The organism is Streptomyces nigra, assembly GCF_003074055.1.
Lineage (GTDB): Bacteria > Actinomycetota > Actinomycetes > Streptomycetales > Streptomycetaceae > Streptomyces > Streptomyces nigra.
Genome location: NZ_CP029043.1, coordinates 6,540,023 through 6,557,784, shown reverse-complemented (window position 1 = coordinate 6,557,784; position 17,762 = coordinate 6,540,023). Strand labels below are relative to the sequence as shown.

At 72.3% G+C, this 17,762-nt stretch carries 19 protein-coding genes and 1 tRNA gene; 9 read left to right on the top strand and 11 right to left on the bottom strand.

Going from position 1 to position 17,762, the window contains the following annotated elements; translation table 11 throughout:
* Nucleotides 1-453 precede the first annotated feature (453 nt).
* The 6 genes from DC008_RS30175 to DC008_RS30155 all read left to right on the top strand — a co-directional run bounded on the left by DC008_RS30175 (nt 454) and on the right by DC008_RS30155 (nt 6,617).
* Complete coding sequence (locus tag DC008_RS30175) at nt 454-1,458, top strand: amino acid ABC transporter permease (RefSeq protein ID WP_108709679.1); 1,005 nt, start codon at nt 454-456, stop codon at nt 1,456-1,458.
* Complete coding sequence (locus DC008_RS30170; protein ID WP_108709678.1) at nt 1,455-3,443, top strand: FAD/NAD(P)-binding protein; 1,989 nt, start codon at nt 1,455-1,457, stop codon at nt 3,441-3,443. Before DC008_RS30175 ends, DC008_RS30170 begins: the two co-directional genes overlap by 4 nt.
* Before the next feature lie 85 nt (nt 3,444-3,528).
* Nucleotides 3,529-3,630, top strand: coding sequence for a putative leader peptide (locus DC008_RS36365; protein ID WP_309544710.1), 102 nt, complete (start codon nt 3,529-3,531; stop codon nt 3,628-3,630).
* A gap of 139 nt (nt 3,631-3,769) precedes the next feature.
* A complete protein-coding gene (locus tag DC008_RS30165) occupies nt 3,770-4,879 on the top strand; it encodes an ABC transporter substrate-binding protein (protein ID WP_108709677.1) in 1,110 nt (369 codons plus the stop codon).
* Nucleotides 4,880-4,921: 42 nt separating this feature from the next.
* Nucleotides 4,922-5,719 carry an ABC transporter ATP-binding protein gene (locus DC008_RS30160; protein WP_108709676.1) on the top strand — a complete coding sequence of 266 codons (798 nt, stop codon included), beginning with the start codon at nt 4,922-4,924 and terminating at the stop codon, nt 5,717-5,719.
* Nucleotides 5,706-6,617 (top strand): ABC transporter permease, encoded by a 912-nt coding sequence (locus tag DC008_RS30155; RefSeq protein ID WP_108709675.1) that lies wholly within the window; start codon nt 5,706-5,708, stop codon nt 6,615-6,617. Before DC008_RS30160 ends, DC008_RS30155 begins: the two co-directional genes overlap by 14 nt.
* Here DC008_RS30155 and glpK read toward each other — a convergent pair.
* Nucleotides 6,607-8,148 (bottom strand): glycerol kinase GlpK, encoded by a 1,542-nt coding sequence (gene glpK, locus DC008_RS30150; RefSeq protein ID WP_108709674.1) that lies wholly within the window; start codon nt 8,146-8,148, stop codon nt 6,607-6,609. The genes DC008_RS30155 and glpK overlap by 11 nt on opposite strands.
* A gap of 38 nt (nt 8,149-8,186) precedes the next feature.
* Entirely contained in the window at nt 8,187-8,954 is a 768-nt protein-coding gene (locus DC008_RS30145; protein WP_108709673.1) for an IclR family transcriptional regulator, read from the bottom strand.
* 144 nt (nt 8,955-9,098) lie between these two features.
* Here DC008_RS30145 and DC008_RS30140 point away from each other — a divergent pair, with 144 nt between their 5' ends.
* Nucleotides 9,099-9,521: an ATP-binding protein gene (locus DC008_RS30140; RefSeq protein ID WP_108709672.1), complete on the top strand. Its 423-nt coding sequence runs from the start codon at nt 9,099-9,101 to the stop codon at nt 9,519-9,521.
* Between the two features lie 87 nt (nt 9,522-9,608).
* Here DC008_RS30140 and DC008_RS30135 read toward each other — a convergent pair.
* The 7 genes from DC008_RS30135 to DC008_RS30105 all read right to left on the bottom strand — a co-directional run bounded on the left by DC008_RS30135 (nt 9,609) and on the right by DC008_RS30105 (nt 14,318).
* Nucleotides 9,609-9,682: transfer RNA gene (locus tag DC008_RS30135), tRNA-Pro, on the bottom strand.
* Nucleotides 9,683-9,724: 42 nt separating this feature from the next.
* On the bottom strand, nt 9,725-9,976 hold the full coding sequence (locus tag DC008_RS30130) for a hypothetical protein (RefSeq protein ID WP_108709671.1): 252 nt from the start codon (nt 9,974-9,976) through the stop codon (nt 9,725-9,727).
* 140 nt (nt 9,977-10,116) lie between these two features.
* Complete coding sequence (locus tag DC008_RS30125; RefSeq protein WP_108709670.1) at nt 10,117-11,067, bottom strand: VOC family protein; 951 nt, start codon at nt 11,065-11,067, stop codon at nt 10,117-10,119.
* Nucleotides 11,064-12,119, bottom strand: coding sequence for a 4-oxalomesaconate tautomerase (locus tag DC008_RS30120; RefSeq protein WP_108710934.1), 1,056 nt, complete (start codon nt 12,117-12,119; stop codon nt 11,064-11,066). The genes DC008_RS30125 and DC008_RS30120 overlap by 4 nt, the downstream gene beginning before the upstream one ends.
* Before the next feature lie 23 nt (nt 12,120-12,142).
* Complete coding sequence (locus DC008_RS30115; RefSeq protein ID WP_108709669.1) at nt 12,143-12,850, bottom strand: 4-carboxy-4-hydroxy-2-oxoadipate aldolase/oxaloacetate decarboxylase; 708 nt, start codon at nt 12,848-12,850, stop codon at nt 12,143-12,145.
* A complete protein-coding gene (locus tag DC008_RS30110) occupies nt 12,847-13,596 on the bottom strand; it encodes a PIG-L deacetylase family protein (RefSeq protein WP_108709668.1) in 750 nt (249 codons plus the stop codon). The genes DC008_RS30115 and DC008_RS30110 overlap by 4 nt, the downstream gene beginning before the upstream one ends.
* A gap of 71 nt (nt 13,597-13,667) precedes the next feature.
* Nucleotides 13,668-14,318, bottom strand: a complete 651-nt coding sequence (locus tag DC008_RS30105) for a GntR family transcriptional regulator (RefSeq protein ID WP_108709667.1) — start codon at nt 14,316-14,318, stop codon at nt 13,668-13,670.
* A 190-nt stretch (nt 14,319-14,508) separates the two neighbouring features.
* On the opposite strand from DC008_RS30105, the gene DC008_RS30100 reads away from it, so the two are divergent.
* Nucleotides 14,509-14,853 carry a cupin domain-containing protein gene (locus DC008_RS30100; RefSeq protein ID WP_108709666.1) on the top strand — a complete coding sequence of 115 codons (345 nt, stop codon included), beginning with the start codon at nt 14,509-14,511 and terminating at the stop codon, nt 14,851-14,853.
* Here the strand turns inward: DC008_RS30100 and DC008_RS30095 are convergent.
* On the bottom strand, nt 14,843-15,847 hold the full coding sequence (locus DC008_RS30095; RefSeq protein WP_108709665.1) for a LacI family DNA-binding transcriptional regulator: 1,005 nt from the start codon (nt 15,845-15,847) through the stop codon (nt 14,843-14,845). The genes DC008_RS30100 and DC008_RS30095 overlap by 11 nt on opposite strands.
* Before the next feature lie 133 nt (nt 15,848-15,980).
* Between DC008_RS30095 and DC008_RS30090 the strand changes: the two genes are divergently transcribed.
* A complete protein-coding gene (locus tag DC008_RS30090) occupies nt 15,981-17,141 on the top strand; it encodes a Gfo/Idh/MocA family protein (RefSeq protein WP_108709664.1) in 1,161 nt (386 codons plus the stop codon).
* A gap of 9 nt (nt 17,142-17,150) precedes the next feature.
* Here the strand turns inward: DC008_RS30090 and DC008_RS30085 are convergent, their stop codons facing one another.
* Complete coding sequence (locus DC008_RS30085; RefSeq protein ID WP_208646028.1) at nt 17,151-17,762, bottom strand: TMEM175 family protein; 612 nt, start codon at nt 17,760-17,762, stop codon at nt 17,151-17,153.

Here is a 17,762-nt window from a genome sequence, read left to right as displayed (position 1 = left end):
ACGACGGACGTCGATGGAGAGGGAGCTGCGGCAGCGCGCGTGAGAGGAGAGCTCGGCCCGCGACGGGGTCACCGAGGGAGGGAAGGGCCGGTCAGGCGGCCCGCTGCCGTGTCAGGCGCAACACGCCGCGGACCACACCCGACCGAAGTCGATGTGATCGCGCGTGACCAAGCGCTGCTGGGCAGTCATGGGGACAATTGAGCAGTACATCGTCCGGCCCGTCAAGCAGCGCCCGTATGCCGGACCGGGCCGGACCCCGCGCGTTCCCGCCCTGTTGACAGGGCGATGCCAGGGGCACATACGATCGAACCGGACCGGCTGTGCGCTGTACGGCAGCCTCTCCGGCCGCGTTGAGGGACGCGGCGAGCGTGACGACACCGGACGACCCCGGCACCCCCGTGCGTGCCGGTGGTCACCCACGCCCGCGTTCCCCTCCTCCCGGAGAGCCCTCCCATGGTCACCTCGCCCGAAGTCTCCTCCCGCCCTGCCGCGAAGAGCCCCGCCGCCTCCCCACCACCGGACGCCGACCCGCGGATCGTGCCGCGCCGGCACACCGGCCGGTGGCTGACCGCCGGCCTCGCGCTGCTGCTGTTCGCGATGGTGGTGAACTCCGTCGCCCGCAACGACGCCTTCCAATGGGACGTGGTGGGCCGGTACTTCACCACGACCGCCGTCCTCGACGGGCTGCTGCTGTCGCTGTGGCTGACAGCCCTGGTGATGGTGCTGGGCTTTCTGCTCGGCACCGTGCTCGCGGTGATGCGGCTGTCGGCGAACCCGGTGCTGCGCACCCTGAGCTGGGGCTATGTGTGGATCTTCCGGTCCACGCCGCTGCTGGTGCAGCTGCTGTTCTGGTTCAACATCGGCGCGCTCTATCCGACGCTCGGCCTCGGCATCCCGTTCGGCCCGCAGTTCCTCACCGTCAAGACTGTCGACCTGCTCGGTCCCACGCTCACCGCCGTCATCGGCCTCACCCTGCACGAGAGCGCGTACGCGGCCGAGGTGGTGCGCGGCGGCATCCTGTCCGTGGACGGCGGGCAGACGGAGGCCGCGCAGGCGCTCGGGCTGAGCCGGGGCCGTACGCTGCGGCGGATCGTGGTCCCGCAGGCGATGCGCTCCATCGTGCCGACCGCCGGGAACATGCTGATCGGCACGCTGAAGGGCACCAGCATCGTCAGTGTGCTCGCCGTGCACGATCTGCTGTACTCGGTGCAGCTGATCTACAACCAGACCTACCAGGTCATCCCGCTGCTCATGGTCGCCACGCTGTGGTACATCGCGGTGACGACGGTGCTCAGCGTGGGGCAGTTCTACGTCGAGCGGTACTACGCGCGCGGCAACTCCCGTGCCCTGCCGCCCACTCCGCTGCGACGGGCGCGGGACCAGGTGCGTCTGCTGCGGCGCCGGCTGGGCGCGGCGACCGCGTCCGACGCCCGCCCGGCGATCGGCGGTGACCGGTGAGCGCTTACTCGTCAAGCGGCTCCGACACGGCGGTGCTGGTGGTCGTGGGCGCGGGACCGCGTGCCACGGGGCTGCTGGAGCGCATCGCCGCGAACGCCCCCGAACTCTGGGACGGGCGAGGCCGGTTGCGGATCCATCTGGTCGATCCGCATCCGCCGGGGCCGGGCCGGATCTGGCGTCAGGAGCAGTCCGCGCTGCTGCGGATGAACTCCATGGCGGAGGACGTCACCATGTTCACCGACGAGTCCTCCACCCTCGACGGACCCGTCCGGCCGGGGCCGTCGCTGGCCGAGTGGGCCGCCCAGTTCTCCGGCAAGGGTCCGCGCCACGCGCCGTACGCCGAGCCCGCCGACCCGGACGTCCTGGCCGAGCTGCGCACCCTCACCGGCTCCGACTTCCCGACCCGGCGGGCCCAGAGCGCCTATCTGGACTGGGTGTTCCGCCGGGTGCTGACCGAACTGCCGCCCGGGATCACGGTCGAGTGGCACCGCACCACGGCGACCGCCGTCACCGGCCCGCCGGACGGGCCGCAGGAGGTGCGTCTGGCCGGCCGGGCGGACCCGCTCGTCGCCGACGCCGTGGTTCTCGCACAGGGGCACCTCGGCTCGACGCCGGCCGACGAGCACCGCGCCCACGCGGAGTTCGCCCGCCGCCACGGTCGTTTCCATCTGCCGCCGGAGTTCTCCTCGGACGCCGATCTGTCCACGCTGCGACCCGGCGAGCACGTCGTCCTGCGCGGCTTCGGGCTGGCCTTCGTCGACCTGATGGCGCTGCTCACCGAGGGCCGCGGCGGCACGTTCCGCACCGAGGCCGACGGCTCGCTCACCTATCTGCCGTCCGGCCGGGAGCCGGTCCTGCACGTCGGCTCGCGGCGCGGGGTGCCGTACCACTCGAAGACGCGCTACCGGCTCCAGGGACCCCGGCCGCCGCTGCCCCGCCACTTCGGACCGGAGGCCGTCGACGCGCTGCTCGCCGAGGGCCGCCCGTTGGAACTGCGGCGCGATGTCTGGCCTTTGATGGCGAAGGAGATCGGCTTCGGCCACTACCACGAGCTGTTCCACGCCCACCCCGGGCGTACGACGCTGCCGTGGGCGGAGTTCGCCGCCGCCTACGACCGTCTCGGCTGGTACGACGAAGCCATGGCCGACCTCGTCGCACGGGCCGTGCCCGATCCGGCGGACCGGCTGGACTTCGAGGCGCTTGACCACCCGCTGGACGGGTTGGCGTTCTCGACGGCGGAGGCGTTCCAGGAGCATCTGCGCGGCCATGTGGCCGCGGATGTCGCCCGGCGCGAGGACCCGGCGTTCAGCGCCGACCTCGGGGCGTTCCTCGCGCTGCTCTCGGTGTACGGGCAGCTGCCGCGCCTTCTCGCCGCCGGACGGCTGACCGCACGGTCGGTCGCGGCGGAACTGGACGGCTGGTGGCACGGGTTCTTCAGCTTTCTGGCGTCCGGGCCGCCCGGCTTCCGGCTGCGTCAGCTGCTGGCCCTCTCGCGCGCCGGGATCGTCCGCTTCCTGGGCGCCGGCGTCCGGGTCGGCACCGACGAGGAGACCGGCACCTTCACCGCGTCCAGTCCGACGGTGCCCGGGCACACCGTCCACGCGACCGCCCTGATCGAGGCGTATCTGCCGGGCCCCAGCCTGGAGCGCACCGAGGACCCGCTGCTGCGCGGGCTGCATCGGGCGGGCGCGCTGACCGAGGAGGTCGTCGCCGACGCCGGGCACCGGCACCGCTCCGGGCTGCTGGCCGTGGTGCCCACGGACGGCCATGTCCTCGACCCGTCCCTCGGCGGTCCCCACCCGCGCCGGATCGCGCTCGGCGCTCCGACGAACAGCCGTGCCGTCGCCGCGTTCGCCCGTCCCCGCACCGACGCGCCCGGTTTCCGGCAGAACGACGCCGTGGCACGCGCTCTTCTGCGCGCCCTGCGCGCCGCCCCCGTGACCAGCGACATCTCGGATGATGAGAGAGAAGTGTCCATCATATGAAAAGCCTCTTGGGGTAGCGCCCACCTTCTGCCACGATCCCCATCAACCAGGTAGGAAAACTATGGATCTGCGGGGTGGGGTGGCCATGAGTGCGCACGACCACGCAGACCTGTGCCGTCTGCTGCTGACCTCGCGCCGGCACATCGACTTCGCCCGCACGTCCAGCGCCATCTGTCGGAAGCGCTGACGCCCCGCGCGGGACCAGTCCGCACCGTTCCTGGGTCACACCCCCCGCCGCCCCGCCGTCCGGGCCGGCGCTCCGCCGCGGCGCCCGATCTGCGCGCCGCCGCCCTTACCTGCTCACTCATCCCTGAGAGGACACCTCCGTGTCTGCCGCACGCCCGCTCACCACCCTGCGCACCGTCGCCGTCATCGCGGCGCTCCCCCTGCTGCTGACCGCCTGCGGCTACGGCGCCGAATCCTCCGACGACAGCGGCAAGCAGGCCGAGGTCGCGGCGGACGCCAAGAAGCTCTCCGCCGACACGGTGAAGATCGGCTACTTCCCGAACCTCACCCACGCCACCGCCCTGGTGGGCGTCCAGGAGGGCCTGCTCCAGAAGGAGCTCGGCGGCACCAAGATCGAGCCGTCGACCTTCAACGCCGGCCCGTCCGAGATCGAGGCGCTCAACTCCGGCTCCATCGACATCGGCTGGATCGGCCCCTCCCCCTCCATCAACGGCTACACCAAGGCGCAGGGCAAGAACCTGCGGATCATCTCCGGTTCGGCCTCCGGCGGCGTCAAGCTCGTCGTGAACCCGAAGAAGATCAAGTCCCTGAAGGACGTCAAGGGCAAGAAGATCGCCACCCCGCAGCTGGGCAACACCCAGGACGTGGCGCTGCTCAACTGGATCTCCGAGCAGGGCTGGAAGGTCGACGCCGAGAGCGGCAAGGGCGACGTCTCGGTCGTCCGCACCGACAACAAGATCACCCCGGACGCCTACAAGTCCGGTTCCATCGACGGCGCCTGGGTTCCCGAGCCGACCGCCTCGAAGCTGGTCGCCGACGGCGCGAAGGTGCTCCTCGACGAGTCCGAGCTGTGGCCCGACAAGAAGTTCGTGATCACGAACATCATCGTGTCGCAGAGCTTCCTGAAGGAGCACCCGGACGTCGTCGAGGCGGTGCTGCGCGGCTCGGTGAAGACCAACGAGTGGATCAACGCCAACCCGGACCAGGCGAAGGCGTCCGCGAACAAGGCGCTGGAGAGCCTGTCCGGCAAGGCCCTGCCCGCGAACGTGCTCGACCCGGCGTGGAAGTCGATCGCCTTCCTGGACGACCCGCTGGCCGCGACCCTCGACACCCAGGCCGAGCACTCGGTGGCGTCCGGCCTCCTGGACGAGACCGACCTGAAGGGCATCTACGACCTCCGTCCGCTGAACGAGGTCCTGAAGGCCGAGGGCAAGGACGCGGTCGACGACGCCGGTCTCGGCGTCAAGTAACCGCACCCCCACATCCGTTCAGTCCCCCAGGAGGTGACGACCATGGCCACCACAACGGCCCCGACCGAGAAGGTCGCCGAGGACGTCCCGGCGGCGCCCCGAGCCGCCCGGATCGAGCATGTCTCGAAGTCCTTCGCCGGCCCGGCCGGGCAGCAGCTCGTCCTCGACGACATCACCCTCGACGTCGCCCCCGGCGAGTTCGTCACCCTCCTGGGGGCTTCCGGCTGCGGCAAGTCCACCCTGCTCAACCTGGTCGCCGATCTCGACCGGCCCAGCGCGGGCACCATCAGCACCGACGGCCGCCCCGCCCTGATGTTCCAGGAACACGCCCTGTTCCCCTGGCTCACCGCCGGCAAGAACATCGAACTCGCCCTGAGACTGCGGGGCGTGGCGAAGGCCGAGCGGCGCGAGCGCGCCGAGGAGCTGCTCGAACTGGTCCGGCTGAAGGGCGCGTACGGCAAGCGGGTGCACGAGCTGTCGGGCGGTATGCGCCAGCGCGTCGCCCTGGCGCGGGCACTCGCGCAGGACAGCCGGCTCCTGCTGATGGACGAGCCCTTCGCCGCGCTGGACGCCATCACCCGGGACGTCCTGCACGACGAACTCACCCGCATCTGGCGGGAGACCGGCGTCTCGGTCCTGTTCGTGACGCACAACGTCCGCGAGGCGGTGAAGCTGGCCCAGCGGGTGGTCCTGCTGTCGTCGCGGCCGGGGCGGGTGGCGCGGGAGTGGAGCGTCGGCATCCCGCAGCCCCGCCGTATCGAGGACGCCGCCGTGGCCGAACTGTCCGCCGAGATCACCGAAGAACTGCGTGGGGAGATCCGCCGCCATGGCCGGCACTGACAACGGCGTCGACACGAAGGTCGACACCGGCAAGAGCGGCACCGAGGACCTGGCCGGGCTGGAGGCCGGGCTCGACGCCCTGGACTCGGTGCAGGTCCGGCGCACCCCGCTGCGCGAGACCCTGGTCCGCAAGGTGCTGCCGCCGGTCACGGCGGTGGCGCTGGTCCTGGCGGTGTGGCAGGTGCTGGTCTGGGCGGAGATCGTCCCCACCTACAAGCTGCCCTCGCCGTCCGAGGTGTGGGGGGAGGTGCGGGACGCCTGGCTCCAGGGCACGCTGCTCGACTACATCTGGACGTCGGTCTCGCGCGGTCTGCTCGGCTTCCTGCTGGCGCTCGCGATCGGCACCCCGCTCGGCCTGATCGTCGCCCGGGTCCGTTTCGTGCGTGCGGCGATCGGCCCGATCCTGTCCGGGCTGCAGTCCCTGCCGTCGGTGGCCTGGGTGCCGCCGGCCGTGCTGTGGCTGGGCCTGAACAACTCGATGATGTACGCGGTGATCCTGCTGGGCGCGGTGCCGTCGATCGCCAACGGGCTCGTCGCGGGCATCGACCAGATCCCGCCGCTGTTCCTGCGGGCCGGGCGCACCCTGGGCGCCACGGGGCTGCGCGAGGCCCGGCACGTGGTGATGCCGGCGGCGCTGCCCGGCTATCTCGCCGGACTGAAGCAGGGCTGGGCGTTCTCCTGGCGCTCGCTCATGGCCGCCGAGATCATCGCCTCCTCCCCCGACCTGGGCGTGGGCCTCGGCCAGCTCCTGGAGAACGGGCGGAACAACAGCAGCATGTCCCAGGTCTTCCTGGCGATCTTCCTGATCCTGCTCGTCGGCATCGCCATCGACCTGCTGATCTTCAGCCCTCTGGAGCGCCGGGTGCTGCGCGGCCGGGGCCTGCTGGTCACTCGTTGACGGAGGGCCCGCGGCTCTGCGGGCGCGGGGGAGTACGGACCCAGCCGAGCGAACGCTCGACGGCACGCTGCCAGGATTCGTACTCCCACTCCCGCCGTTCGGCGTCCATGTCGGGCAGCCACTGAGCGGCCCGGTGCCAGTTGCGCCGCAGGACCGCCAGGTCCGGCCAGTACCCGGCGGCGAGCCCGGCGGCGTAGGCGGCGCCCAGCGACACCGTCTCGGCGACCAGCGGCCGTACGACGGGCACGTCGAGGACGTCGGCGAGGATCTGCATGAGCAGATGGTCGGAGGTCATGCCGCCGTCGACCTTGAGCTGTTTCAGGGCGAGCGCGGAGTCGGCGTTCATCGCGTCCACGACCTCGCGGGTCTGCCAGCCGGTGGCCTCCAGGACGGCCCGCGCGAGATGCCCTTTGGTGATGTACGAGGTGAGGCCGACGATCACACCACGGGCGTCGCTGCGCCAGTGCGGGGCGAACAGGCCGGAGAACGCGGGGACGATGTAGCAGCCGCCGTTGTCCTCGACGGTGCGGGCCAGCGTCTCGATCTCGGGGGCGCTGTGGATCAGGCCGAGCCGGTCGCGGAACCACTGCACGAGGGAGCCGGTGACGGCGATCGGGCCCTCCAGCGCGTACACCGTGGGCTGCTCGTCGATCTTGTAGGCGACCGTGGTGAGCAGACCGTGCTCGGAGCGCACCAGGTCGGTGCCGGTGTTCATCACCAGGAAGCTCCCGGTCCCGTACGTGCACTTCGCCTCCCCCGGCGAGAAGCACGTCTGCCCGAACAGGGCCGCCTGCTGGTCGCCCAGGGCGGCGGTGATCGGGACGCCGGGAAGTACGGCGCGGGCCTCGCCGTAGCGCTCGGCGGAGGAGCGGATCTCCGGCAGCATCGCGCGCGGCACCCCGAAGAAGTCCATGAGCGCCGGGTCCCAGGTGAGGGTGCGGATGTCCATGAGCATGGTGCGGCTGGCGTTGGTGGCGTCGGTGATGTGCAGTCCGCCGTCCTTGCCGCCGGTGAGGTTCCAGATCAGCCAGCTCTCGATGGTGCCGAACAGCACCTCGCCGTCCTGGGCGCGCCGCTCCAGCCCGTCGACATGGTCGAACAGCCAGCGGATACGGGGCGCGGAGAAGTAGGTCGACGGGGGCAGCAGACAGTGGTCGAGGAAGAAGTCGTCGCCGGGGTCGCGGCGCAGCTCCTCGACGTAGGGGGCGGTGCGGGTGTCCTGCCAGACGATCGCGCGGCCCAGCGGGACACCGGTGCGCGGATCCCACAGGACGGTCGTCTCACGCTGGTTGGCGATCCCGACGGCGGCGATCCGGTCGGGTGTGACCTGGGCGTTCGCCAGGGCCTCGGGGACGACGCGCTGGAGGTTGCGCCAGATCTCGACGGCGTCGTGCTCGACCCAGCCGGGCTGCGGGAAGAACTGCTGGTGCTCGCGCTGGGCGACGGAGACCAGCCGTCCGCCGTGGTCGAACAGGATGCACCGGGTGGAGGTGGTGCCCTGGTCGATGGACATCACATACCGCTCCACCATGATCGGCCCTCCTTCCGCCGTGTCGTGGGTGCCCGGCCCTACCAGCGGGCCGCGCCGAGATCCCTGGAGATCGCGCGCGCCGCCTCCCGCAGCACGGTGATCAGGGCCGGCTGGGGCCGGCCTTTGGTGTCGCAGATCCGCTCGACGGCGCCTGACACGCCGATCGCTCCCACGACGAGCCCTCCCTGTCCCCGGATCGGGGCGGCGATCCCGGCCTCCCCCATGCTCATCTCCTGCACCTCGGCACCCCAGCCGAGGTCCCGTATCTCGGCGAGCGCCCGGTGCAGCTCCGAGAAGTGGACGAGGGTGTGCCGGGTGTAGGCCTCGGGCTCGGTCTCCAGCAGCGGCTCGACGGGGGCGGCGCCGAACGCCAGCAGGACCTTGCCGAGCGAGGAGGCGTGCAGCGGGAGCAGCGCGCCGACGTCGAGGGTCTGGAGGGTGTCGTCGGGCCGGAAGACGTGGTGGATGACGAGCACCCTGCCCTCCAGGGGGGTGCCGAGCCGTACGGCCTCACCGCTGCGGGCGGCGAGGGCGTCGGCCCAGTTGATCGAGCGGGATCGCAGTTCGTTGACGTCGAGGTAGCTGGTGCCGAGGTGCAGCAGGGCCGCCCCGAGCTGGTACTTGCCGGTCGCCGGGTCCTGTTCGACGAAGTCGACGTGCTGCAGGGTGCGCAGGATGCCGTGGGCGGTGCCCTTCGCCAGGCCCAGGGAGGAGGCGACCTCGCCGAGGCCGAGCCGGCGGGAGCCGCCGGCGAGGAGACGGAGGATCGCCGCGGCCCGCTCGATGGACTGGACGGGGCCGGCCATGCGTCGAGCGTAGTCCGATTTATCCCTGGAGGGACTCTCGTTCGGTAATGCCGACCCGGGTTCGTTGACCGGATTGCTTCGCCTTTCTACCGTTTCATATCACGCCCGCTTTCCGCCGGCAGGCTTCCCCGAGGAGGAGGACCGATGATCACTGCGCAGCTGCGTGCCGCGCCTTCGGGGGAAGTCGAGCACCTGTTCAGCCTGCCGCACACGCCGGGAGCGGTGGGCGGCATACGGCGCCGGGTCCGCGATGTCCTGGCCGACTGGAATCTGCCGGCGGACGCCGCCGCGGACGTCCTGCTGGTGGTCTCGGAACTGATCACGAACGCGGTCGTGCACGCCCTGCCGCCCGCGACGCTGCGGGTCTCCCGCGATCAGGGGGACACCTGTGCGGCGGTCCGCGTCGAGGTGACCGACACCGGCCCCGCGGCCCAGCCGTCCGCGGTCGACCCCGACGAGCACGGCCGGGGCCTGGACATCGTCAGCACGCTGTCCGAGCGGTGCGGGGTACGGGTGCAGCCCGGCGGGACGTGCCGGTGGGCGGAGCTGCGGGTGACGGAGGGCTGACGCAGCCGAAGGCGGGCGCGCACAAAGGCCCCGCGGGTATGCGAAAGGGCCCCCGCGGACTCTCGCCCGCGAAGGCCCCGTACACCGTCGGGACGACAGGATTTGAACCTGCGACCCCTTGACCCCCAGTCAAGTGCGCTACCAAGCTGCGCCACGTCCCGGTGTCCGTCACACGGCGAACCGTGTGATCACGCAGGTCAACCCTACCTCATGGGCGGAGCCGCGCCGACGGGCGGCTCCGCCGGGCACACGGGCGCATCCGGGTCGGCCATGGGGTGCGCGGGTCGGCCCGCCGGACCCCGGGCGGCGATGCCGCGCGGACCCTTGTTCGGACTCCAGGACATGCCCCCGACGAACCCCGCCATCAGTACGGTCACCAGGGCGACCACCCACCACGGCAGGCCCGCCTTCGCCATGTAGGCGACGACCGCCACCAGCGCGAGAAGTGCCACCACGTCCGCTCCCCCTTCAGACATACCTCACAGGCCCCCGTGGTCCCGGGAGCTGCCACGCGTCACGGCGGGCATATGACGCAACAATACGCGATACCGTCGTACAACCCACTTCGGACCATCTGTACATATGACGGGCCAGTTCATATGACAGGCGGGGTCCCGTGAGTGTGGAAGGACTCGATGGTCTTCAGGCCCCAGGCCTGGCCCTTCTTCCGTTCCTCCTCGGTCCAGGTGATCAGCGGCCAGTCGGGGGCGAGGACGAGGCGGGTCAGCGGGTTGCACAGCTCGATCCGGTTGCCGCCGGGCTCGTACACGTACAGGAAGAACGTCTGCTGGATGGCGTGCTTGTGCGGGCCGGTCTCGATGAACACCCCGGTGTCGATGGCGAGATCGGCGGCGCGCAGGACGTCCTCACGGGTGTCCGTCGCGAAGGCGATGTGGTGCAGCCGTCCGGAAGCGCCCGTCCAGTCCTCGGTGTAGACCACGTCGTACGACTTGTCGGTGAAGGTCAGCCAGCGGGCGGCGATCCGGCCGGAGTCGAGTTGGATCTGCTCGGTGGGGCGGGCCCCGAGCACGTGTTGCTGGAACTCGCCACTGGCGAGCACGTCCGCGGCGAGGAAGTTGACGTGGTCCAGGCGCCGGACGCCGACACCGCGGTTCGGCTTGGCCTGGGGCTGGTTCTTCAGGGCGGGGCGCAGATGCGCGGGCGCCCGGTGGTGCTCGCTCTCCCAGTACAGGGCGTGCTCGTGGCCGTCGGGGTCGGTGGTGAGGTAGAGCCTGCCGAGGCCGGGCTCGTCCTCCACCCAGGTGCCGGTGCCGCCGGCCTTCTCGACGGCTTCGACGCGGCGGTCGAGCGCCTCCTCGCTGGAGGTGCGCAGGGCGAGCCGGCCGATCCCGGGGCGGTCGCGGGCGGTGAGGACCAGGCTGTGGTGCTCGTAGTCGTCGAAGGTCCGCAGATACACCGCGCCGCCGTCCTCGCCGTTCATGGTGAGGCCGAGGTAGTCGGTGAAGAAGGTGACGCTGGCGTCCAGGTCGGGCGTGAACAGCTGGGCGTGGCCGAGGTGGGCGATGTCGCCCAGCGGCGGGGTCATCGGGGGCCTCCGGGTGTCGCGGCGGGGCGGGGGAAGACGGTGCCGTCGAAGATCTTGCGGGCGGTGCGGAGGACGGCCGTGCGGCGGGCCGCGGGGCGGCCGGCGGCGTCCGTGCCGAGGCCGCACTCGAGGTCGAGGTGGCCCGTGGGGTGCTCGACACGGACGCGGTCGCCCGTGGCGGGGAGCCGGGCCAGGTCCGCGCCGACCGCGCCGTCGAGCCGCAGTCCGGCGGCGACACTCGCGGCGCCGAGCACACCGATCGAGGGGTGGCAGCGGACGGGGATGAACGTGCGGGTGGTGACGGTACCGCCGTGCCGGGGCGGCGCGAGCAGCGTGAGCTTGGGGACGGGCGCCGTGGACACGTCGCCGAGGCCCATCCATACGGCCGCCTCGCGGCGCACGGCGCGCAGCCGCTCGGCGAGCGCGGTGTCCTCCTCCAACTCCCGGGGTGTCTCGTAGCCGGTGACGCCCAGCGAGGCGGCGGCGATCAGCACGGTCGGCATGCCGTTGTCGACGCACGTGACGGGGACGCCGGCGGCGCGGTCGCGGACGTTCCCGGTGGGCAGCAACGGACCCGCACCGGGCGGGAACTCGATCACCACGGGGGCGGCCGTGCCCGGCACTCCGGAGATCTCGGCGTCGCCCGTGTACCGCACCCGGCCGCCCGGGGTCGGGAAGGCGGCCGTGGCCAGGTCGCCGGAGTTGACCATGCGGATCCGGACGGAGGTCTCCCGCTCCCCCGCCGGGACGAGTCCGCGCTCCACGGCGAACGGGCCGACCCCGGCGAGGAGGTTGCCGCAGTTCTGACGCTCACTCACCTCCGGTGCGTCCACGGCGACTTGGAGGAAGAGGTAGTCCACGTCGGCCCGCGGGTCGGCGGAGGGCGACACCACCGCCACCTTGCTGGTGAGCGGGTGCGCGCCGCCCAGCCCGTCGATCTGGCGCCCGTCGGGGCTGCCCATGATCCGCAGCAGCAACGCGTCGCGCGCCTCGGCGTCGGCGGGGAGGTCGGCGGCCAGGAAGTAGGCGCCCTTGGAGGTGCCGCCCCGCATCAGCAGACAGGGCACGCCCTCGGTCACGGCCGCACCCCCTCCTCGTACTCCTCGTACGTGCGGTGGACGACGCCGAGCCGGGCCAGGGTCTCGCGCAACCCGTAGCGGTCCAGGCCGAGTTCGCCCTGGAGGAACGCGGCCCTGGTCGCGGCCTCCTTGGCCTCGCGGGCCTCGGCCCGATCCACCGTCGCCCGGGCCCGCTCGCGCGGGACGACGACCACCCCGTCGTCGTCGGCGAGGATGACGTCGCCGGGTCGGATCACCTGGCCGCCGACGGCGACGGGCACGTTGACCGAGCCACCGGTGGCCTTGACGGTGCCCTGCGCGGAGACCGCCCGGGACCAGGCGGGGAAGCCCATGTCCCGTAGCGCCTGAGTGTCGCGGATGCCGGTGGTGAGGACCACACCGCGCACGCCGCGCCGCTGGAGAGCGGTGGCGAACAGCTCGCCGAACAGGCCGTCCGTACACGGTGAGGTGGTGGTGACGACCAGGAGGTCGCCCGCGCCGCACTGCTCCACGGCGGCGTGGAGCATCAGGTTGTCCCCGGGCCGGCTCAGCACGGTGACGGCGGTGCCGGCGACGCGGACGCCCTGCTGGACGGGCCGGATGTCCGGGCCCAGCAGGCCGGTGCGGCCCATGGCCTCGCTCACCGTCGCCACCCCGAAGCCGGCCAGCGCGTCGACGTCCTCGAGGTCGGCCTTCGGCGGGCCGGTGACGATCACGCCGCTCATGCCAGCTCCTTCGCGATCTGCGGGTAGGACCGCATGTACGCCTCGGCCAGGGTCCGGTGGGCGAGTCCCAGGTTGGGTCCGGCGTTGCGCCGGAGCTGCACGCCTCGGCGCACGGCGAGGTCGGTGTAGTAGTCCCACAGGTGCCGCTGGGCGGCCAGGCACTCCATGGCCTTGCGTTTGGTCTCCCAGACCTCGGTGATGTCGAGCAGCACCTCGGGCCGGAAGCCGCTCATCTCCGGCTGGTGCGGCTCGAAGCAGAAGACGGGCGGGGCGCCGATGACCTCGCCGTCGGCGGGGTAGCCGATCGCCTGGGCCAGGATCCGGGCCTGCAGTGCCATGCGGTGGGCGGCCGGGTGGTCGCCGTTGTACGGGTCGTCGGCGGGATGGGTGAGCACCGCATCCGGCTGGGTAACCCGGTACAAAGCCACCAGCCGGTCGGTGAGTTCGGGGGTGGGGAGCAGCGGGTGGTCGCCGGCGTCCAAGAAGCGGACCTCGGCGCCGAGGGTGGCGGCGGCGCGCTCCGCCTCGTCCCGGCGCAGTGCCTTGATCTGCGCCAGGTCCTTCCCCTCGCGCCAGGCGCGGGCGGACTCGCCGCGTTCGCCGAAGGTCAGGCAGGCGATGGTGACCTTCTCGCCCCGCGCGGCGGCCAGCGCGATCGCTCCGCCGGCCCGCCAGACGAAATCGCCGGCGTGCGCGGTGACGACGAGCGTCGAGCGCGGGGTCGTGGGGGCGTGGGCATGCGTCATGACTGCTCCTCCTCCGGTGACAGGGGTGCGCCCGCCCCGCGCGCCGGCTCAGCGCGGCCGTCGGGTGCGGCTCACTCGCGCAGCGCCTCGATGACGCCGGCGAGGTGGGCGCGGACGGCCGCCTCGGCCGCCTGCGGGTCCCGGGCCCTGATCGCCTCGATCATGGCCAGGTGTTCGTCCAGGGAGTGCTGCGGACGCCCCGGTCGCAGCGCCAACTGGAAGCGGTGCCGGACCAGTTGGGCGTTGAGCCGCTCCAGGAGCTCCACGGCCGTACGCTGACCGGAGAACTCGCGGACCTTGGCGTGCAGTTGCTGGTTCAGCTCGGAGTACGTCATCGGTTCGCCGTCGGCGACGGCCTTGGTCATCGCCCGGCCGAGCTCGTCGAGTTCGTCCAGTTGCGCGTCGCTCGCGACGACGGCGGCCCTGGCCGCGCAGAGCCCTTCCAGCACCATGCGGCACTCGGTGATGGCGACCGCCTCCTCGACGGTCACCAGCCGTACGCGTGAGCCCCGGTTGCGGATCCGCTCGACGAGTCCCTGGGCCTCCAGGTCGATGAGTGCCGCGCGGATGCTGGCCCGCGTCACACCGAACCGCTCGGCGAGTTCGTTCTCCACCAGTCGCTGGGCCGGGGCCATCTCGCCCTGCAGGATCGCCTCCCGCAGCCGTGCGAGCGCATGCTGTTTGGCCTGCTCCCCGGTGCTCGGACGGGCTTCGTTCGGCATGTGCTCCCCCTGGGTGAGTGCCTGTCGAACGTAAATCCAGCCAGACAGGATTGTCAACAATTTTGTACGCGGTCCGTTCGCACGCCGGACGACCTGCGGTTCGGGCGCGACGGAGTGTCCGCCCGGCCCCTCCAACGCCCCACACTCTGTCCGGGCCGGGCGGCCGTCGGCCGGGTCTAGGGTCGGCCGCATGACGCACAGCTTCGTTCTCCACATCCCCGACGCCGAGCTCGAACCCGAGCCGCTGGCGCCCGAGCAGATCGTCTCCGGGACGCCCGAGGTGACCGGGAAGGTGGTGTGGGAGTCCCCCGACGGACGTCAGGTGCGGGGCATCTGGCAGATCACGCCGGGCGTGGTCACCGACACCGAGGCCGACGAACTCTTCGTCGTCGTCAGCGGTTCGGCCACCATCGAGGTCGAGGGCGGACCGACGCTTCGGGTCGGGCCCGGCGACATGGCCGTGCTGCGCGAGGGCGACCGTACGACGTGGACCGTGCACGAGACGCTGCGCAAGGCGTACGCGATCAACCTGTGAGCGGGCGGCCCGTCGTGCCCCGGACCTCCAGCGTGGGCGCGGCGAGCCGGACCCCGCCCGCTCCCCCGGTGCCGGCGAGCCGGTCCAGCAGACAGCGGGCGGCGCGCCGGCCGACCTCGTGGCTGGCGTTGTCGACCGTGGTCAGCCAGACGTGCCGGAGCCGGGCGATGCTGGTGTTGTCGTAGCCGACGACGGACAGGTCGCGGGGCACCCGCAGCCCCGACTCCTCGGCGGCCGACAGCGCGCCGATGGCGCAGATGTCGTTGACGGCGAAGACCGCCGTCGGCCGGTCCGGGCCGCTCAGCAGCCGGACCGTCGCCCGGTAGCCGCCCTCCTCGGTCATGTCCCCGGTCTCGACGAGGGCCCCGTCCGCCATGCCGTGCTCGCGCATCACCGTCTCGAAGCTGCGCCGGCGCAGCTCGCCGACCGCCCCGTAGCCCGCGATGTGCGCGATCCGCCGGTGACCGAGGCCGATGAGGTGCTCGGTGACCAGACGGGCGCCGCGCTCGTCGTCGTTGGCGACCACGTCCACGCCCGCGGGGGCCGGCTCGCGGGCCCCGGCGACCACCACGGGCAGACGTGCGGCGGCCTCGGCGAGCGCCGCCGGGTCGGGCAGCGTGCCGACCACGACCAGCCCGTCGACGCGCAGGTCCAGCAGGGGGCCGGCGGGGTCCTGGCCGGTACGGCGGTTGAGGCGGGCGTCGGCCAGCAGCATGTGCAGGCCGTTGTCGTGCAGCAGGGAGTTCAGGCCGTCGAGCAGGTCGACGAACCAGGGGTTGCGCAGGTCGTTCAGCAGGACGCCGACCGTGCGGGTGCGCTGTTCGCTGAGGCTGCGCGCGGCGGCGTTGGGCCGGTAGCCCAGCTCGCGCACGGCCCGCAGGACGGCCTCGCGCTTCTCCGCGCGCACCTGCTCCGAGCCCCGCAGCACCAGCGAGACCAGCGACTTCGAGACGCCGGCGCGGTCGGCGACGTCGCGGATGGTCGGCTGTCTCATGGGGATGGACCGTTCCATGCGTCCAGGGGGCTTGTCAAAGGGTGACGCCACGCGGGACGGGGGTTGACACCGTTCAGCGCGTCGCCCCATGGTGGCCCGGACAGAAAATGGACCGGTCCAATGAAGGGCTGCAATGGTGGACACGCTCGGCGTCGCCGTCGTCGGATTCGGCTGGATGGGGCGCGTGCACACACAGGCGTACGCCCGCCTCCCGCACCACTACCCGGACCTGCCGCTGCGCCCGGAGCTGGTGACGGTCGCCGAGGAGGTGCCGGGCCGCGCCGAGGAGGCCGCCGCGCGCTTCGGGTTCGCCACGGCGACCCGGGACTGGCGCGAGGTGGCCGCCGACCCGCGCATCAAGGCGGTCAGCGTCACCGCGCCGAACTTCCTGCACCGGGAGATCGGCGTCGCTATGGCCGAGGCCGGCAAGCACCTCTGGATCGAGAAGCCGGTCGGGCTGACCGCCGCCGACGCCCGGGCCGTGGCCGACGCGGCCGCCCGGGCCGGCGTGCACAGCGCCGTCGGCTTCAACTACCGCAACGCGCCCGCCGTAGAGGCCGCCCGCGACCTCGTCGCGTCCGGCGAGATCGGCACCGTGACGCATGTGCGCATCCGCCTGTTCAGCGACTACGCGGCGCATCCGCAGGGCGCGCTGACCTGGCGGTACGAGCGTGAACGCGGCGGCAGCGGCGTGCTGGGCGACCTCGCCTCGCACGGCGCCGACCTCGCCCGCTTCCTGCTCGGCGACATCACCGCGCTGACCGCCGACACCGCGGTCTTCGTCCCCGAGCGGGCCCGTCCGACCGGCGCCACCGCCGGGCACACCCTGGCCACCGGCGAGCTCGGCCCGGTCGAGAACGAGGACTACGTCAACTGCCTGCTGCGGTTCGCCTCCGGCGCGCGCGGGGTGCTGGAGGCGTGCCGGGTCTCGGTCGGCGAGCAGAACAACTACGGCTTCGAGGTGCACGGCACCCGGGGCGCGGTGTTCTGGGACTTCCGCCGCATGGGCGAACTGCGGGTCAGCCATGGCACCGCCTACCAGGACCAGCCGGTCGCCACCGTCCATGTGGGGCCCGGCGACGGCGAGTTCGGCGCGTTCCAGCCGGGCGCGGCGAACGCGATGGGCTACGACGACCTCAAGGTGGTCGAGGCGTACCGGTTCCTGCGCTCGATCGCCGAGGACACGCCCTACGGGGCCACGCTGGACGACGCGGTGCGCAGTGCGGCCGTACTGGACGCGATGGTGCGCTCGGCGGACAGCGGCAGTTGGGTGGACGTGGCCGCGGAGGGCTGAGGGCCCGCGTCAGCGCGCCCGCTGGGACCGGCGGCCGATCAGCACCTTGATGGGAGCCATGGCCGCCCAGAGCCACATGGCGCCCGGGCCGTACGCGAGGGCGAGGGGCACGCTGGCGACGAACACGACCACCGTCACCGCGAGGTCGAGGACGAACAGCCGGAACCCCTCGGGTGGTCCCGCCGGGCCGCGCAGCCAGGGGCGCCGGGCCAGCAGGACGACCACCGCGAGGTCGGCGGCGCCGAGGGCGGCCACCGTCGCCGCGTACACGGCGACCGACTCGGGCTCCCGGCCGTACTCGGCGAGGAGTTTCGTGGGGAACGGCAGCAGGGCCGCGACGCCCAGGCCCAGGATCGACAGCCCGATCAGCTGCCCGTCGACCTGCCGGACATAGCCGAGGATCCGCCGGTTCTCCCGCCAGAACGCGCCGAGCACCAGCACGCTCAGCGCGTACGCGGCGAGGTTCGGCAGGAGCTCGCGCAGGGCGTCGGCGTACTCGTCGGAGGGCAGGTCCGGGGGGACGGAGAAGTCCAGGACGAGCAGGGTCAGGGCGATGGCGAACACGCCGTCGGCGAGCGCCACCAGCCGCTCCGGGCCGCCGTCCGGGATCGAATTCCACAT

What these genes read in the sequence shown, in the direction of transcription:
- DC008_RS30175 (WP_108709679.1), top strand. Translation starts at nt 454, where the DNA reads ATGGTCACCTCGCCCGAAGTCTCCTCCCGCCCTGCCGCGAAGAGCCCC.
- DC008_RS36365 (WP_309544710.1), top strand. Translation starts at nt 3,529, where the DNA reads ATGAGTGCGCACGACCACGCAGACCTGTGCCGTCTGCTGCTGACCTCG.
- DC008_RS30160 (WP_108709676.1), top strand. Translation starts at nt 4,922, where the DNA reads ATGGCCACCACAACGGCCCCGACCGAGAAGGTCGCCGAGGACGTCCCG.
- DC008_RS30155 (WP_108709675.1), top strand. Translation starts at nt 5,706, where the DNA reads ATGGCCGGCACTGACAACGGCGTCGACACGAAGGTCGACACCGGCAAG.
- glpK (WP_108709674.1), bottom strand. Translation starts at nt 8,148, where the DNA reads ATGGTGGAGCGGTATGTGATGTCCATCGACCAGGGCACCACCTCCACC.
- DC008_RS30145 (WP_108709673.1), bottom strand. Translation starts at nt 8,954, where the DNA reads ATGGCCGGCCCCGTCCAGTCCATCGAGCGGGCCGCGGCGATCCTCCGT.
- DC008_RS30140 (WP_108709672.1), top strand. Translation starts at nt 9,099, where the DNA reads ATGATCACTGCGCAGCTGCGTGCCGCGCCTTCGGGGGAAGTCGAGCAC.
- DC008_RS30125 (WP_108709670.1), bottom strand. Translation starts at nt 11,067, where the DNA reads ATGACCCCGCCGCTGGGCGACATCGCCCACCTCGGCCACGCCCAGCTG.
- DC008_RS30120 (WP_108710934.1), bottom strand. Translation starts at nt 12,119, where the DNA reads ATGCGGGGCGGCACCTCCAAGGGCGCCTACTTCCTGGCCGCCGACCTC.
- DC008_RS30115 (WP_108709669.1), bottom strand. Translation starts at nt 12,850, where the DNA reads ATGAGCGGCGTGATCGTCACCGGCCCGCCGAAGGCCGACCTCGAGGAC.
- DC008_RS30110 (WP_108709668.1), bottom strand. Translation starts at nt 13,596, where the DNA reads ATGACGCATGCCCACGCCCCCACGACCCCGCGCTCGACGCTCGTCGTC.
- DC008_RS30105 (WP_108709667.1), bottom strand. Translation starts at nt 14,318, where the DNA reads ATGCCGAACGAAGCCCGTCCGAGCACCGGGGAGCAGGCCAAACAGCAT.
- DC008_RS30100 (WP_108709666.1), top strand. Translation starts at nt 14,509, where the DNA reads ATGACGCACAGCTTCGTTCTCCACATCCCCGACGCCGAGCTCGAACCC.
- DC008_RS30095 (WP_108709665.1), bottom strand. Translation starts at nt 15,847, where the DNA reads ATGAGACAGCCGACCATCCGCGACGTCGCCGACCGCGCCGGCGTCTCG.
- DC008_RS30090 (WP_108709664.1), top strand. Translation starts at nt 15,981, where the DNA reads ATGGTGGACACGCTCGGCGTCGCCGTCGTCGGATTCGGCTGGATGGGG.
- DC008_RS30085 (WP_208646028.1), bottom strand. Translation starts at nt 17,762, where the DNA reads ATGTGGAATTCGATCCCGGACGGCGGCCCGGAGCGGCTGGTGGCGCTC.